At 59.5% G+C, this 14,137-nt stretch carries 15 protein-coding genes; 7 read left to right on the forward strand and 8 right to left on the reverse strand.

Annotated elements, in window-relative coordinates:
- Nucleotides 1–201 precede the first annotated feature (201 nt).
- Nucleotides 202–1,101, forward strand: coding sequence for a lipid A hydroxylase LpxO (gene lpxO / locus FEE99_RS17995; RefSeq protein ID WP_041480397.1), 900 nt, complete (start codon nucleotides 202–204; stop codon nucleotides 1,099–1,101).
- A gap of 131 nt (nucleotides 1,102–1,232) precedes the next feature.
- Here the strand turns inward: lpxO and ku are convergent, their stop codons facing one another.
- A complete protein-coding gene (ku, locus tag FEE99_RS18000; RefSeq protein ID WP_041480396.1) occupies nucleotides 1,233–2,099 on the reverse strand; it encodes a non-homologous end joining protein Ku in 867 nt (288 codons plus the stop codon).
- Nucleotides 2,100–2,289: 190 nt separating this feature from the next.
- Here ku and FEE99_RS18005 point away from each other — a divergent pair, with 190 nt between their 5' ends.
- The 4 genes from FEE99_RS18005 (at nucleotide 2,290) to nudC (ending at nucleotide 5,664) form a co-directional block, all read left to right on the forward strand.
- On the forward strand, nucleotides 2,290–2,610 hold the full coding sequence (locus FEE99_RS18005; RefSeq protein WP_041480395.1) for a hypothetical protein: 321 nt from the start codon (nucleotides 2,290–2,292) through the stop codon (nucleotides 2,608–2,610).
- Nucleotides 2,611–2,662: 52 nt separating this feature from the next.
- Nucleotides 2,663–3,808 carry a PQQ-dependent sugar dehydrogenase gene (locus FEE99_RS18010; protein WP_041480394.1) on the forward strand — a complete coding sequence of 382 codons (1,146 nt, stop codon included), beginning with the start codon at nucleotides 2,663–2,665 and terminating at the stop codon, nucleotides 3,806–3,808.
- 205 nt (nucleotides 3,809–4,013) lie between these two features.
- The gene (locus tag FEE99_RS18015; RefSeq protein WP_041480393.1) at nucleotides 4,014–4,826 is read left to right on the forward strand and encodes a crotonase/enoyl-CoA hydratase family protein; all 813 of its coding nucleotides are present in this window, start codon (nucleotides 4,014–4,016) and stop codon (nucleotides 4,824–4,826) included.
- 7 nt (nucleotides 4,827–4,833) lie between these two features.
- A complete protein-coding gene (nudC, locus tag FEE99_RS18020) occupies nucleotides 4,834–5,664 on the forward strand; it encodes an NAD(+) diphosphatase (RefSeq protein WP_041480392.1) in 831 nt (276 codons plus the stop codon).
- Here nudC and FEE99_RS18025 read toward each other — a convergent pair.
- Nucleotides 5,632–6,411, reverse strand: coding sequence for a TSUP family transporter (locus FEE99_RS18025; RefSeq protein WP_016774706.1), 780 nt, complete (start codon nucleotides 6,409–6,411; stop codon nucleotides 5,632–5,634). The two genes, nudC and FEE99_RS18025, sit on opposite strands and share 33 nt — an antisense overlap.
- Nucleotides 6,412–6,664: 253 nt before the next feature.
- Between FEE99_RS18025 and FEE99_RS18030 the strand changes: the two genes are divergently transcribed.
- Nucleotides 6,665–6,868, forward strand: a complete 204-nt coding sequence (locus tag FEE99_RS18030) for a hypothetical protein (protein WP_041480391.1) — start codon at nucleotides 6,665–6,667, stop codon at nucleotides 6,866–6,868.
- 151 nt (nucleotides 6,869–7,019) lie between these two features.
- On the opposite strand, the gene FEE99_RS18035 is transcribed toward FEE99_RS18030, so the two are convergent.
- Both FEE99_RS18035 and FEE99_RS18040 read right to left on the reverse strand, forming a co-directional pair.
- Nucleotides 7,020–7,499, reverse strand: coding sequence for a nuclear transport factor 2 family protein (locus tag FEE99_RS18035; protein ID WP_041480390.1), 480 nt, complete (start codon nucleotides 7,497–7,499; stop codon nucleotides 7,020–7,022).
- Between the two features lie 54 nt (nucleotides 7,500–7,553).
- The gene (locus FEE99_RS18040) at nucleotides 7,554–8,117 is read right to left on the reverse strand and encodes a TetR/AcrR family transcriptional regulator (protein ID WP_041480389.1); all 564 of its coding nucleotides are present in this window, start codon (nucleotides 8,115–8,117) and stop codon (nucleotides 7,554–7,556) included.
- A gap of 215 nt (nucleotides 8,118–8,332) precedes the next feature.
- Here FEE99_RS18040 and pssA point away from each other — a divergent pair, with 215 nt between their 5' ends.
- The gene (gene pssA, locus FEE99_RS18045; protein WP_041480388.1) at nucleotides 8,333–9,676 is read left to right on the forward strand and encodes a CDP-diacylglycerol--serine O-phosphatidyltransferase; all 1,344 of its coding nucleotides are present in this window, start codon (nucleotides 8,333–8,335) and stop codon (nucleotides 9,674–9,676) included.
- A 105-nt stretch (nucleotides 9,677–9,781) separates the two neighbouring features.
- On the opposite strand, the gene efeO (FEE99_RS18050) is transcribed toward pssA, so the two are convergent.
- The 4 genes from efeO (FEE99_RS18050) to efeU are packed head-to-tail and all read right to left on the reverse strand — an operon-like array spanning nucleotide 9,782 to nucleotide 13,981.
- Nucleotides 9,782–10,606: an iron uptake system protein EfeO gene (gene efeO / locus FEE99_RS18050; RefSeq protein WP_041480387.1), complete on the reverse strand. Its 825-nt coding sequence runs from the start codon at nucleotides 10,604–10,606 to the stop codon at nucleotides 9,782–9,784.
- A 26-nt stretch (nucleotides 10,607–10,632) separates the two neighbouring features.
- A complete protein-coding gene (gene efeB / locus FEE99_RS18055) occupies nucleotides 10,633–11,931 on the reverse strand; it encodes an iron uptake transporter deferrochelatase/peroxidase subunit (protein WP_041480386.1) in 1,299 nt (432 codons plus the stop codon).
- Nucleotides 11,932–11,948: 17 nt separating this feature from the next.
- The gene (efeO, locus tag FEE99_RS18060) at nucleotides 11,949–13,133 is read right to left on the reverse strand and encodes an iron uptake system protein EfeO (protein ID WP_041480385.1); all 1,185 of its coding nucleotides are present in this window, start codon (nucleotides 13,131–13,133) and stop codon (nucleotides 11,949–11,951) included.
- A gap of 8 nt (nucleotides 13,134–13,141) precedes the next feature.
- Nucleotides 13,142–13,981 carry an iron uptake transporter permease EfeU gene (gene efeU / locus FEE99_RS18065; RefSeq protein WP_041480384.1) on the reverse strand — a complete coding sequence of 280 codons (840 nt, stop codon included), beginning with the start codon at nucleotides 13,979–13,981 and terminating at the stop codon, nucleotides 13,142–13,144.
- Nucleotides 13,982–14,137 lie beyond the last annotated feature (156 nt).

Raw genomic sequence — 14,137 nt, forward strand, 5'->3', positions numbered from 1 at the left:
CAAAAGCAGGCAAGACAGTTTTTCACAGTTGAGGGTTCACTATCGGTTACGAACTGTGGCTAAAATGCCACCCTTTCACCGAGCGCCCGGAAACGGCGCGGGCCATGGACGCGCCCTGTGCATCAAGACCGCTGCATAAGACGCTGGGCCTCAGGTCGCCACGCGCGCAGTTTGTTCACTTTTGACGTGTGACCCTTTTCCGTGAAACTCATCATTGCCGCTGTTTATGTCATCTCCATTGCTTACGTTCACTTGCGTGGACGCGTGCGCCACAAACTGGGGCGGCAATTGAGTGACCACTCGACGTTTCTCGCGCCCATCAACTGCTTCCTCTATCTGTTTTCGAAAATCCCCAACAAGCCGTACCTGAATCCGGCGGATTTCCCGGATCTGAGCCCGTTGCAGGCGCACTGGCAAGAGATTCGCGAGGAGGGCCAGAATCTGTTGCGTGCCGGCGAGATCAAGCGCTCGAATCAGTATGACGATGTCGGCTTCAACTCTTTCTTCAAGACTGGCTGGAAGCGCTTCTACCTCAAGTGGTACGGCGACAGCCATCCATCGGCGATGAAGCTGTGCCCGCGCACCACTGAATTGGTGCAGAGCATCGGCTCAATCAAGGCGGCGATGTTTGCCGAGCTGCCACCGGGCTCGAAGCTGGTGCGCCACCGCGATCCGTACGCCGGTTCCTATCGTTATCACCTGGGTCTGGATACGCCGAATGATCCCGGCTGCTACATCAACGTCGACGGTGAGAACTATCACTGGCGCGATGGCGAAGCGGTGATGTTCGACGAGACGTTTATTCATTACGCCGAAAACACCACGGATCAGAACCGGATCATTCTGTTCTGTGATATTGAGCGGCCGTTGAAGTACCGCTGGGCGGCGGCGTTCAACCGCTGGTTCAGCCGCACCGTGATGTCAGCGGCAGGCGCGCCGAATGATGCGGGGGACAAGACCGGTGGTATCAACCGCTTGTTTACCAAGATCTACAAGATCCGTTTGCGCGGCAAAGAGCTGAAGAAACGCAACCGTACGCGGTATTACCTGGAGAAGTGGGCGATTTTTGCGGCGTTGTTGGCGATCTTTATTCTCATCTGAGACTTGCGGTGTCAGTACCGGCCTCTTCGCGAGCAGGCTCGCTCCCACATTTTGGAATGCGTTCCCCTGTGGGAGCGAGCCTGCTCGCGAAGGCGGCTTCACTTCAAACATACCTCTAGCTGGCCCAACGCTTACTCCCCGGACGCCTTCCTGGTCTTCTTCGCCGGCGCCGCCTTACTGGTTGATTTGGCCTTGGGCTTGGCCGGTGCCTTGCCGCCGAGGCTGCGTTTAAGCAGTTCGGTCAAGTCGATAACATCGGCACTCTTGCGTTCTTCCTCGCCAGTGGTGGTCTCGACGTCCTCGATCTTGCCTTCGTGGGCTTTTTTCTCGACCAGCGCCATGATCTTGTCTTCGAACTCGTCCTTGTAGTCCTCAGGCGACCACTCCGAGGTCATGTCTTCGACCAGACGTTTAGCCATGTCCAGTTCACCCTTGGCCAGTTGCGGTTTGGTCACTTCGCTGCCCAGCGCCAGCTCATCGAGGCTGCGCACTTCCTGTGGCCAGCGCAGTTTCACCAGAACCAGCGCCGACTCCAGCGGCATCAGCGCGGCCAGATATTGGCGCGTGTGCAAGACGACGCGGGCGAGGGCGACCTTGTTGGTTTTGCTCAGGGTTTCGCGCAGCAACGCGTAGACCTTACCGCCGCGCTTGTCTGGCGCCAAATAGTAGGGCGTATCGATGTTCTGCAGTGGAATCTGCTCGGCATCGACGAACGAGAAAATGTCGATGGTCTGCGTCGAGACGGGGTGCGCCGAGCGGATTTCTTCCTCGCTGAGCACCACGTAGCGGCCCTTTTCGTAGGCCACGCCTTTGACGATGTTTTCTTTGGTGACTTCCTTGCCGGTGACCTTGTTGATGCGTTTGTAGCCCACCGGGTCCATGCTGCGGCTGTCGAGCCAGTCGAAGTCCACGCCTTGGGACGACGTCGCTGAAACCAGCGCCACGGGGATGTGTACCAGTCCAAAACTGATTGCGCCTTTCCAGATTGCCCGAGCCATGACCTGTCCTCCGAGTGATGATCAGGTGACCCGTGGCGCGGCGAGAAAGTTTCCAGTGATTGCGCGGCTTCCAGCGGTACTGTCAAGCCGTGTTACATGTTGTTTAAGGCACGAGGGTTAACAAATCCGAACCCACGGCGTAGCGTGGGCTCCAAGGCTCTAGTCCACGCACATCGAGAGGTAATGTCCCATGAACCGGTTTCTGATCGGCATCGCCGTCCTCGCCCTCAGTGGTGGCCTGGTTCATGCCGATGTAGTGCTCGCTCAAAGCCCCACCGGGAACAGCAACAATCCCTACAACAGCCCGATCCGCCGGGCCAATCCCAACAGCATGCAGGGCACCCAGCCCAGCGCTCCGCCGCTTCGCGGGCCGAATACCGTTCCCGTGCCACGTCAGCCGACCGTTGAAAATCGCGGCATCGGCAATGGTCAACCGATTCGTTCGGTGCCGAGCAATCCGCCAACCTTCATTCCCAACCCGCCCCCACGGGGCACCGGCAGCAACCGTTGAACGGCAGGACTGATGTTCTGTCAGCCTTTCACACGAACAAAAGGAATCGTGCATGTTGCGTAAAACCCTACTAGCCACCTGCTGCGCCGCCGCGCTGATCAGTGCCCCGGCGTTCGCCGCCGCGCCCAAAGAGCTGAAAAGCGAGCAGGGCATTCTTGAAGTCACCACCATTGCCCAAGGCCTGGAACATCCCTGGGCACTGGCGTTTCTGCCTGATCAGAAGGGCATGCTGGTGACCGAACGTCCGGGTCATCTGCGTGTTGTGAGCAAGGACGGCAAACTGTCGGAGCCGATCAGTGGCGTGCCGCAAGTCTGGGCCAAAGGGCAGGGCGGCTTGCTCGATGTGGCGCTGTCGCCGGACTTCAAGCAGGACCGCATGGTCTATCTGTCGTACGCAGAAGGCGGCGGTGAGGGCGGCAAGGCTGGCACGGCGGTAGGGCGCGGACGGCTTTCCGATGACCTGAAGACGTTGAAGGACTTCAACGTGATCTTCCGTCAGGAACCGAAACTGTCAGTGAGCAACCATTTCGGTTCACGGCTGGTATTCGATCGCGACGGGTATCTGTTCATCACCCTGGGCGAAAACAACGATCGGCCGACTGCGCAGGACCTCGACAAGTTGCAAGGCAAAGTCGTACGCATCTTCCCGGATGGCAAGGTGCCGGACGATAACCCTTTTGTTGGCCAATCCGGTGTCAGGCCTGAAATCTGGTCCTACGGCCTGCGTAACCCGCAAGGCGCGGCGCTCAATCCGTGGACCGGCACGCTGTGGGAGAACGAGCACGGGCCACGTGGCGGCGACGAAGTGAACATCATCGAACGTGGCAAGAACTACGGCTGGCCGTTGGCGACCCATGGCATCAATTACTCGATGCAGCCGATTCCTGAGGCGAAGGGCAAAACCGCTGAAGGCACCGTGGCGCCGCACCATGTCTGGGAAAAATCCCCCGGGGTTACCGGCATGGCCTTCTATGATGCCGATCGCTTCACGCCGTGGCAGCACAACGCGTTTATCGGCGCACTGGTGTCCCAGGAACTGATTCGTCTGCAGTTCGATGGTGACAAGGTGGTCCATGAGGAGCGTTTGCTGGGTGAGTTGAATCAGCGTATCCGTGACGTGCGCCAAGGACCGGATGGCTATCTGTATGTGCTGACAGATGAAGAGAATGGCTCGCTTTACAGGCTGGGGCTGAAATAATTGCGTGCGTTGAATGATCCGACGCCTTCGCGAGCAGGCTCGCTCCCACATTGAAATGCAGTCTCCCTGTGGGAGCGAGCCTGCTCGCGAAGAGGCCCGCGCATCTTGCGCAGACTTCGGGCAGTCCCGCATTTGGCCGAACCGCCGCCCCCTTGCCTTGTTATAGTTCGAGGCTTATTTCCCAGCCCGGTAAAGGATCACTGCCATGACTCAATACTCCGCCTTCAGCGTCGAACTGGCCGACAACATCGCCCATGTGCAGATCAATCGCCCGGAAAAGATCAACGCAATGAACGCGGCGTTCTGGAGCGAGATTGTCGAGATATTCCAATGGATCGACGATACCGACGAAGTCCGCGTGGTAGTCCTCAGCGGTAACGGCAAGCATTTTTCATCGGGCATCGACCTGATGATGCTCGCCGGTGTCGCCAATGAACTGGGCAAGGACGTGGGCCGTAATGCGCGCCTGTTGCGGCGCAAGATTCTCAATCTGCAAGCCTCGTTCAACGCCGTCGACAACTGCCGCAAACCGGTACTCGCTGCGATTCAGGGCTATTGCCTGGGCGGGGCGATCGATCTGATCTCGGCTTGTGACATGCGTTATGCCGCCGAGGACGCGCAATTTTCCATCAAGGAAATTGACATCGGCATGGCCGCTGACGTCGGTACGCTGCAACGGTTGCCGCGAATCATCGGAGACGGCATGCTGCGTGAACTGGCTTACACCGGTCGCACCTTTGGCGCCGAGGAAGCACGCAGCATGGGCCTGGTCAATCGCGTCTACGGCGATAAGGACACGCTGCTCGAAGGCGTGTTCGACATTGCCCGTGACATCGCTGCGAAGTCGCCGATCGCCGTGACCGGTACCAAGGAAATGATCAGCTACATGCGCGACCATCGCATCGACGATGGTCTTGAATACGTTGCCACCTGGAACGCCGCCATGTTGCAATCCACCGATCTGCGCGTGGCCATGGCCGCCCACATGAGCAAACAGAAACCCGAATTTCTGGATTGAGTTAACCATGATCTCTCGCTGGACCACTGCAGTACTCGACACCGATCAACCCGGCGGCTGGGCCGTAGCGCGCAGCCCCGAAGGCTTCCTGTTCGATGACAACGGCGCACTGTTCCCGCGCGAGTGGCTCAAGCGCCAGGACCTTTCAGTCCTCGCTGAGCACGGGATTGGTCATCTCGACGGCGAACCGGTCTATCTGCTTGAGTTGCACAGCGTCAGCGATGTGCCCGGTTGCGGCTGGAAGGGGCTGCGAGCGTTCATGCTCGAAGGCGATCACACGCTGTACAAAGTGCTCGGTTATGCCGCGCAGATTGGCACTTGGGCACGAGAGCATCGCTTCTGCGGCAACTGCGGCCAGCCGATGACGCAAGTCCCGCGCGAACGAGCGATGTATTGCCAGCCGTGCGATCTGCGCAGTTATCCGCGCATTTCACCAAGCATGATCGTGCTGATCACCCGTGGCGACGAAATCCTTCTGGCGCGCTCGCCGCGTTTCGTCACCGGGGTTTACAGCACGCTGGCCGGTTTCGCCGAGCCGGGGGAATCGGCCGAGGATTGCCTGATTCGCGAAGTGCGTGAAGAAGTGCAGATCGAAGTGAAGAACATTCATTACATCGGCAGCCAGTGCTGGCCGTTCCCGCATTCGATGATGCTCGGCTTCCATGCCGAATATGCCGGTGGCGAAATTGTCTGTCAGGAAGACGAGATCGAGGACGCCCAGTGGTTCAACGTGCATGACTTGCCGCCGTTGCCGGCGTCGCGTTCGATTGCCCGTTACCTGATTGACGTCTATGTGGCGCGGCGCTTAGGCCACGCTGAACCAGTGTTGCCAGGCTAGACGCACGGTCAAGCCGAGCACGACGGTGATGAACACCGGACGAATGAATTTGGCGCCGCCGCTGATCGCGGTGCGCGCGCCAAAGAAAGCCCCGACCATCACCGACAGGCCCATGCACAGGCCAATGATCCAGTCGACCTGTCCGGAGAAGATGAACACCGACAGCGCCGCGATGTTGCTGACAAAGTTCATGCTCCGCGCCACGCCGCTGGCCTTGACCAGGTCGATCGGGTACAGCAGCAGACTGCTCACGGTCCAGAATGCGCCCGTGCCGGGGCCGGCCACGCCATCGTAGAAGCCGAGGCTGAAGCCCTGGGTCGATTGCCATTTCTTTTTGATCGGCGCGTCGCTGTCCAGCGGCGCTTTCGGCGTGCCGCCAAACAGCAAATACAGGCCACAGGCGAAAACGATCACCGGCAGCATCTTGTTCAGCCACTCGGCCGGCAGGTAATGCGCAACCACCGCGCCAGTGAGCGCGCCGACCAGGGTGCCGACAATCGCGTGGGTCCACTGGCGTGGATGAAACAGTTTGCGTTTGTAGAAGGTGAAGCTGGCGGTCGCCGAACCGAAGGTCGAGCTCAGCTTGTTGGTGCCCAGCACCAGATGCGGCGGCAGGCCCGCCGTCAGCAGCGCCGGCGTGGTCAACAGACCGCCACCGCCAGCGATGGCATCGATGAAACCGGCAAGGAAAGCAACAGCAGCCAGAATGGCCAGGGTGGTGAGGTCAACGCTGAGTTCGAAAGGCATGGAGTCGGCTTATTCGGCAAGGCGCAGAACGTGGGCTGCGGGGAGGGCGGTTATGTTACTCATTTCCAGGTATTGCGGCGAGCTATCGCTTTACCCGGATCGCGTCATTGAAATACCTGTTTAGCAGCGGTGGCTAGTTCGAATCAATATAAAAACCTGTCAGGTTTCACAGGTGCCAGATTTTGTATAGAAGGCCAGCATTGACCCTTCTCGCTGTTGTGCGAGTGAAAACGTACTTAAAGGAGAATGGGTGATGGAGATCATTGTTGACCTGCACGGAACTGATGAAACCGAACAAGACGCTCGGGACAAAACCATCAAAAACCGAACTGTAGCTGGAAAAATCCTGGTGATTACGAAGGTTCAGATGCGCCCGGCATCACACTCGGCAACGGTTACCTACGAGTATGAGACGGATCCGAATTTTGATTGGGAGGAAAAAACTGCGGAATATTAAGGCGAGGACAGGGAACTCTACCGGTAACCGGTCAGGAGAACTGATAGGAACAGGCCTGCTGGCGATGCCGATCGGTTATTCAACACATTCATCGAATGACGATCCGCTATCGCTAGCAGGCTAACTGCTCTCCCAGGGGATTTATGTGAATTTAGAGACCGAGTTCACTCAGCCCCGGATGATCATCCGGCCGGCGGCCCAGCGGCCAATGGAATTTGCGCTCGCTTTCCTTGATCGGCATGTCGTTGATGCAGGCATAGCGCTGGAACATCAGGCCGTTGTCATCGAACTCCCAGTTCTCGTTGCCGTACGAGCGGAACCAGTTGCCCGAATCGTCGTGCCATTCATAGGCATAACGTACCGCGATACGCGTATCGGAGTAGGCCCAGAGTTCTTTGATCAAGCGATAATCCAGTTCCTTCGCCCATTTGCGCGTCAGAAACGCCTTGGCCTCTTCGCGGTTGTTGGCAAACTCGGCGCGATTGCGCCATTTGGTGTCGAGGGTATAAGCGAGCGACACCTTTTCCGGATCGCGGGTGTTCCAGCCATCTTCGGCCAGACGCACCTTCTCGATCGCTGACGCATGGTTGAATGGCGGCAATGGCGGACGTACCTGGGCTGCAGTCGACATGTTCAATCTCCTGTTTCATTTAATGTATGAACAACAAGTCCGGCTTGTTGAGAGTTACAGGCCCAATAACTTTCGCGCCATGCATTGCGCATTATCGGCGGCACTGTGATCACCCATCACAAGCGCTACGGTAATGGCGCCTTCAATCAGGATCAGCAACTGTCTGGCCAATAGTTGCGGATCCTCGGCGCCATATTCGGTACATAGCTCGCTCACGTAGTCGAGCAGCTTCTGTTTGTGTTCTTTGGCCACCAGCCGCACTGGATCCTGTGGATCGCCGGTTTCGCCGCTGGTGTTGATAAAGGCGCAGCCGCGAAAGCCTTCCGAGTCGAACCAGCCCTTGAGCACGGTAAACAGGTTGAGCAGGCGATCGGCCGGGGTTTCGGCCTGGTGGACAGCACTTGTGAACCAGTGCATCCAGCGAACATCGCGTCGCTGAAGGGCTGCGACAACCAGTGTGTCCTTGTCGGCAAAGTAACGGTAAATGCTTTTTCTGGAGACGCCGGCGGTCTTCACCAGAAGATCCATGCTGGTGGCAGCGATGCCACTTTTGTAGATCAACTTTTCGGTGACATCCAGAATGATGTTGCGTGTGTCATTGCTGATTGATTCGCTCATGTGGCGAACAGTAGAACGACTGTTCTCCTTGGTCAAGCGAATTTCTTCGGCGTGTGTGAAAACGCTTTCGCGAGCAGGCTCGCTCCCACAGGGGAATGCATTTTAACGGTGGGAGCGAGCCTGCTCGCGAAGGGGCCATTACTGACACTGACAAGACCCGGCGCAGACGATGGTGTAAGCTCTCAAACTCTTCGGAATCGAACCTTGCGAGCCTTATGCCGTTGCTTTTCAAACGTTCTCTGCTGCCCAAACTGCGCAGCTTCGCGCTGACCGCCGAGGCGGTGAGCATTCTGTCCAGTGCTGCCGAATTCCGACGCTGCCTGCTCGAGCAAATCGCCGCAGCGACGCAGCGCATCTACATCGTCGCGCTGTATCTGCAGCAGGACGAAGCCGGTCAGGAAATCCTCGATGCCCTGCACGCAGCCAAGCTCAAGCGTCCCGAGCTGGAAATCGCCGTGGTGGTCGACTGGTTGCGTGCCCAGCGCGGTCTGATCGGCGCGGGCAAGCAGCCGGGCAACGCCGCCTGGTATCAGGACATGACCCGCACGCATCAGAGCGAAGTGCCGATCTACGGCGTGCCGGTGCAGACCCGCGAGCTGTTCGGCGTGCTGCACCTCAAAGGCTTCGTGATCGACGACAAGGTGGTCTACAGCGGCGCGAGCCTGAACAACGTCTACCTGCACAAACTCGACAAGTACCGTTTCGACCGTTACCACGTGCTGCACAGTCGCGAGCTGGCGGATTCGATGCATCACCTGGTCAAGCATGGCCTGATCGAATCGAAAGCCGTGCACCGCCTCGACCTGCCGAACCTGCCGACTACCCGCAGCCTGCGCAACGACATCGGCGACCTGCGCAGTCGCCTCAAGTATGCGACCTACGACACCGGCGCCGGCAGCACCAGCAGAGATGGGCTGTCGGTCACGCCACTGCTCGGCGTCGGCAAGAACAACCCGCTGAACCGGGCGATTCTCGAACTGATTGCCAGCGCGCAAAAGCAGCTGACCATCTGTACGCCATACTTCAACCTGCCACTGGGCGTGATCCGTGAGATCAACCGCGCGCTGGTCCGGGGCGTGAAGATCGACATTGTGGTTGGCGACAAGACCGCCAACGATTTTTACATTCCGCCGAGCGAGCCGTTCAAGGTGATCGCTGCGCTGCCGTATCTGTACGAGATCAGCCTGCGCCGCTTCGCCAAACGCCATCAGCACAGCATCGACAGCGGCCAGTTGAACCTGCACTTGTGGCGCGACGGTGACAACACCTATCACCTTAAAGGCATGTGGATCGATCAGCGCTACACCTTGCTGACTGGCAACAACCTCAATCCGCGCGCGTTTCGCCTCGACCTCGAAAACGCGCTGCTGATCGAAGACCCGAAAGGCGAGTGGCTGGAGCCACGGGCGAAAGAGCTGGAAAACATCTTCCGCCATACCACGCGGATCGATAACTTCCAGTCGCTTGAAACGCTGCCGGATTACCCGGCAGGGGTCGCGAAGTTTCTCAAGCGGGTGAGTCGGGTGAGGATTGAGCGGTTGCTGTACAGGATTCTCTAGAGCGTCCGGAATTGCTTTCGCGAGCAGGCTCGCTCCCACAGGGACATGCATTCCAACTGTGGGAGCGAGCCTGCTCGCGAAGGGGCCAGACCAGAGGCTAAAAAATCAGTTCAGACCCAACTTCCCGCGCATCATCGAAAGATCCTCCGCCAGCGTATTCACCGGCCCGACCAGCGCTTTGCGGTCGTTGTCCTTGACTTTGTCGTAGGTCTCAAAGCCGCCATCCGCCGTTTTGTACTTGGCGAGGATCTTGTCGACCGTGGCGAAGTTCTTGTCGACCTTGGCAACAAACGCCTTGTCCTGCTGTTCGATCTGCGGACGGAACAGATCAACGATCTTCTTCGCCCCGTCGATGTTGCCCTGGAAGTCGTACAGGTCGGTGTGGCTGTACCGATCTTCCTCGCCGGAAATCTTCGTCGCCGCGACTTCTTCCAACAGCGCAGCAGCGCCGCCGACGACCTTCTCTGGCGGGAAGGTCAGACCGGCCACACGGGTTTGCAGGTCCTGCACGTCTTTGTTCAAACCGTCGGCCAATGCATCCAGACCCTTGGTGGTTTTTTCCGCGAACAACGAATATTCGATGCGATGGAAGCCGGTGAAGTCTTCAGCCTGTACGCCTTTTTCGTGGTCATCGACGCGCGAGTCGATGGACGCATCGAGATCGCTGAACAGCTCGGCAATCGGCTCGATCGACTCGTAATAAACCCGCGTCGGCGCGTAGAGCTTCTGCGCGGTGGCGAGATCGCCTTTCTTCACCGCGTCGGTGAACTGCTGGGTGTGGCTGGCCAGCTCATCGAGTTTCTCGGTGACGTAAATCTTGTAGTCCGACACCGGCCCCACCAGATCCAGCGGCGCGGTCGCGGCGTACGCCGACAGCGGGGTGTTGAGCAAACCAAGGGTCAGCAATAACGCGAGTGGCGTCTTTTTCATGGGGCGGCTCCAGTGTCGGTTGGGTGTCATGCGGTTTTGTTTTGGGAGGTGGCAGCGAGTAACGAGCGACCGATGAAGTCGTCATCGCCGGTAGCGCCGGGCAGGGTGAAGAAGTAACCGCCGCCGACCGGTTTGAGGTATTCCTCGAGCGGTTCACCGTTGAGGCGGGTCTGCACGGTGATGAAGCCTTGTTCCAGGTCAGCCTGGTAACAGATGAACAGCAGGCCCATGTCGAGCTGGCCGTTCTTGTTGACGCCGTTGGAGTAGTTGAACGGCCGGCGCAGGATCAGATTGGCCTGAGTCGCGGCGGTGCGCGGATTGGCCAGGCGGATGTGCGCGTCGAGCCTGGTCAGCTTGCCGGCGGGGTCCTTGCTGTAATCCGGCACTTCGCTTTCGCTGTGGCCGCCGATGGGCGCGCCGCTGCTCTTGACCCGGCCGAGAATGCTTTCCTGCTCCTGCAACGGCGTGCGATCCCAGCGTTCGACGAAGTTGCGGATGATGCGCACCGCTTGATAACTGCCGTGGGCAGCCCAGTCCGGTTCGTCACTGTCCGGTTGTACCCAGACAATCCGCTCCATGGCCTTGGCGTCGTTGGAATCGGGGTTGGCCGAACCGTCGCGAAAACCGAGAAAATTGCGCGCCGACTGCGCCGGTACGCCGGGTTTGGCCGGGGCTTGCGGCGGGACGCTGCCTTCCTGTTTCCAGCGCACCAGCAGCAGGTCAGGCAGGTTCTTGACGATGTCGCGCAGGGCGTGAATGTTGGTGTCGGCGGTGTTGGCGCAGAACTGCAGGCTCAGGTCGCCATGGCAGCAATCGGCGTCCAGCGCGTCGTTGGGAAAGCCGACCATGCGTTGCAGACGCTTGGGCTTTGCCGCCGCGAGACCGAAGCGCTCGTCGAACAGCGAATCGCCGACGGAAACGGTGATGGTCAGATTGTCCGGGGTGACCACCGGGCCGAGGATGCCGGAGTCCAGCGGCGGCAGTTTCGGGTCGATCTGCGCGACCGGGCCGCCCTTCATCAAAAACGCGATGCGTTCGTTGAGAGTGCGGAACAGCCGCTCAAGGTCTTCGCGATCACTGGCCAGCACATCGAACGCCACCAGCATCCCGGAGGCCGGGCGCGGGGTGACGATGCCGGCCTGGTGCAAGCCGTGGAAATCGTGGCGGTCTTCGGTCTTGTCGCTGCTCGGCGCTTCGGTAACTTGCGCAGGCAGCGCGGCCATGGCCGGGCAACTCAGCGCCGATCCGGCAAGGGCGACACCGGCGGCGCCCATGCCCATCAGCACGCGGCGCCGTTGCAGGTTGAGAGGTTCTGAATCGTTCATCTGTCGTGGTCTTCTGCTTACAGGCCGGAAAGGCCGAGGGCGGGGTCGATGCCATCCAGTGCCGCGGCCAGAGCCTTGGCTTTGGCCGCGATCTGCTGGCGTTGCGCGGCGGTCACGGCGTCGTAACTGACGTAGCCATCGGCGGATTTGAAGGCGTTGAGCTGGCTGTCGAAATCGTCCAGCGCCTGGTCGATCTTCGGCAACAGCTCAGCAGCGGATTTGCTCAGCATCGGGCGCAACAGGTCGACGACCTTGCGCGCAGTCTGCGCGTTGGCGGCGAAACCGTTGAGGTCGCTGTGGCTGTAGCGTTCTTCTTCGCCGCTGCCGGCGCGCACATCGGCGAGGCTGTTGAGGTTGCGCACGACGATACTCACCAGTTGCTCCGGTGGCAGCGACTGCGCGAGCAACTGCTGCTTGAGGGTCGTGACGTCAGCGAGCAAGCGCTGGGCAATCGGCGCAACGTTGTCGAGATTGCGCTGCTGGAACAGCGCGTATTCGAGGCGATGGAAACCGACGAACGCCGGATCCTGCTCGCGCTTTTCAAAATAATCGGCGCGGGCATTGATCTGATTGTCCAGCTCGGCCAGGCGCTGCGCCGCCGGCGCCAGACGCTGATAAGCGGCACGTGCCGGCAGGTACAACGCTTGCGCCTGCGCCAGATCACCACTGGCGATCGCCTGGTTCAGCGCCGTCACCGCTTTGATCAACGCGCTGCCCTGAACGGCCAGATACACGCGAAACTCCGACAACGGCCCGACGAAGGCCACCATCGACGGCTTGGCCTTGGCCGCGGCATCCGAGGCTGCCGTCGGCGTCACGTGCAAGGTGCCGCGCGGGTTGCTGAGCAAGCCGCAGGTGATCGCATAGTCGCCCGGTTGCAGGTTGGCATTGATCACCTGGCTCAGGCCCGGCGCGATGTTTTCCCGCTCTTCGACCACCAGCACGCCGTCGAGAATTTCCCACTCGACCGCCCGCTCGGAGCGGTTGACGATGCGAAAACTGGCGCGGCCGGCGGGCACCGTCAGTGTGTTCGGCTCGCAACTGTGCGGATGGATGTTGACGACGATTTCGTCGTGGTTGTGCTGACGCTTGGCGGCGGCCATGTTCGAGGCGTACCAGAACAACCCGCCGGCGGCGATCATCAGCAGCACCGAGCCGGCCAGCGCCCAACGCAGGGCCGGAGGGGTTTGGGTAGTAGACATGAAGGGCCTTATTGGCTGGAAACGGAAGTGGTTGGCGTCGCCTGTCGAGGCGCGGGCATGAAGAACATCACCAGTGCCAGCAGCAGATAAATCAGGTACGCGCCCAAGGTGCTGACGGTCGGCGCATCCTGATAGCCGAACATGCCGGCCAGCACCGAGCCCAGCGGGCCGTCCATCGGCAGCGTCGCGCTGAAGTCGAACAGCACCGTTTGCAGGTGATTCCACAGCCCGGCTTCATGCAGCGCCTGCACCGAGTTGGCGAGGATCCCGGCAGCGACCACGAGGATGAACAATCCGGTCCACTTGAAGAATGCCGACAGATTCAGGCGCATGCTGCCGCTGTAGATCAGGAAACCGACAATCACCGCCAGGATCAGGCCGAGCAGGGCGCCGATCGGCGCGCCCGGGCCTTCGCTTTGCTGGAACACGGCGAGCAGGAAGAATACGGTTTCCAGGCCTTCGCGAGCGACGGCGAAAAACACCATGGCGATCAGTGCAATCACTTGATGCCTGGATTGCGTCAGCGCTTGATCCAGAGAGGCTTGCAGCGAGTGCTTGATCGACCGCGCGACCTTGCGCATCCAGAACACCATCGAACTGAGAATACCCACGGCGACCAGACCGACGACGCCTTCGAACAACTCCTGCTGCTTTTGTGGGAATTCAGCGCTCACCAACTCCAGGCCACCGCCGACCAGCAGGGCAAGGGCAGCAGCGAGGAAGACGCCGATCCACACCGCTGGCATCCATTGGCCACGGCCGGTCTGCTGCAAATAACTGGCAATGATGCCGACGATGAGCGCGGCCTCGATGCCTTCGCGCAACATGATCAAAAAGGGAACGAGCATTGGCGAGCCACAGCGATTTAGATAGGAGGCTAAGTTGTAACATAATGACACTCATTCCCAAATGGCATTCATTGACATTTAGCTGAACGTTAGCTGAACAACTGTGATTCCTGTGGGAGCGAGCCTGCTCGCGAATGCGGTATGCCTGTGACATTT

Source organism: Pseudomonas sp. ef1, from assembly GCF_007293365.2.
Taxonomy (GTDB): Bacteria; Pseudomonadota; Gammaproteobacteria; order Pseudomonadales; family Pseudomonadaceae; genus Aquipseudomonas; species Aquipseudomonas siliginis.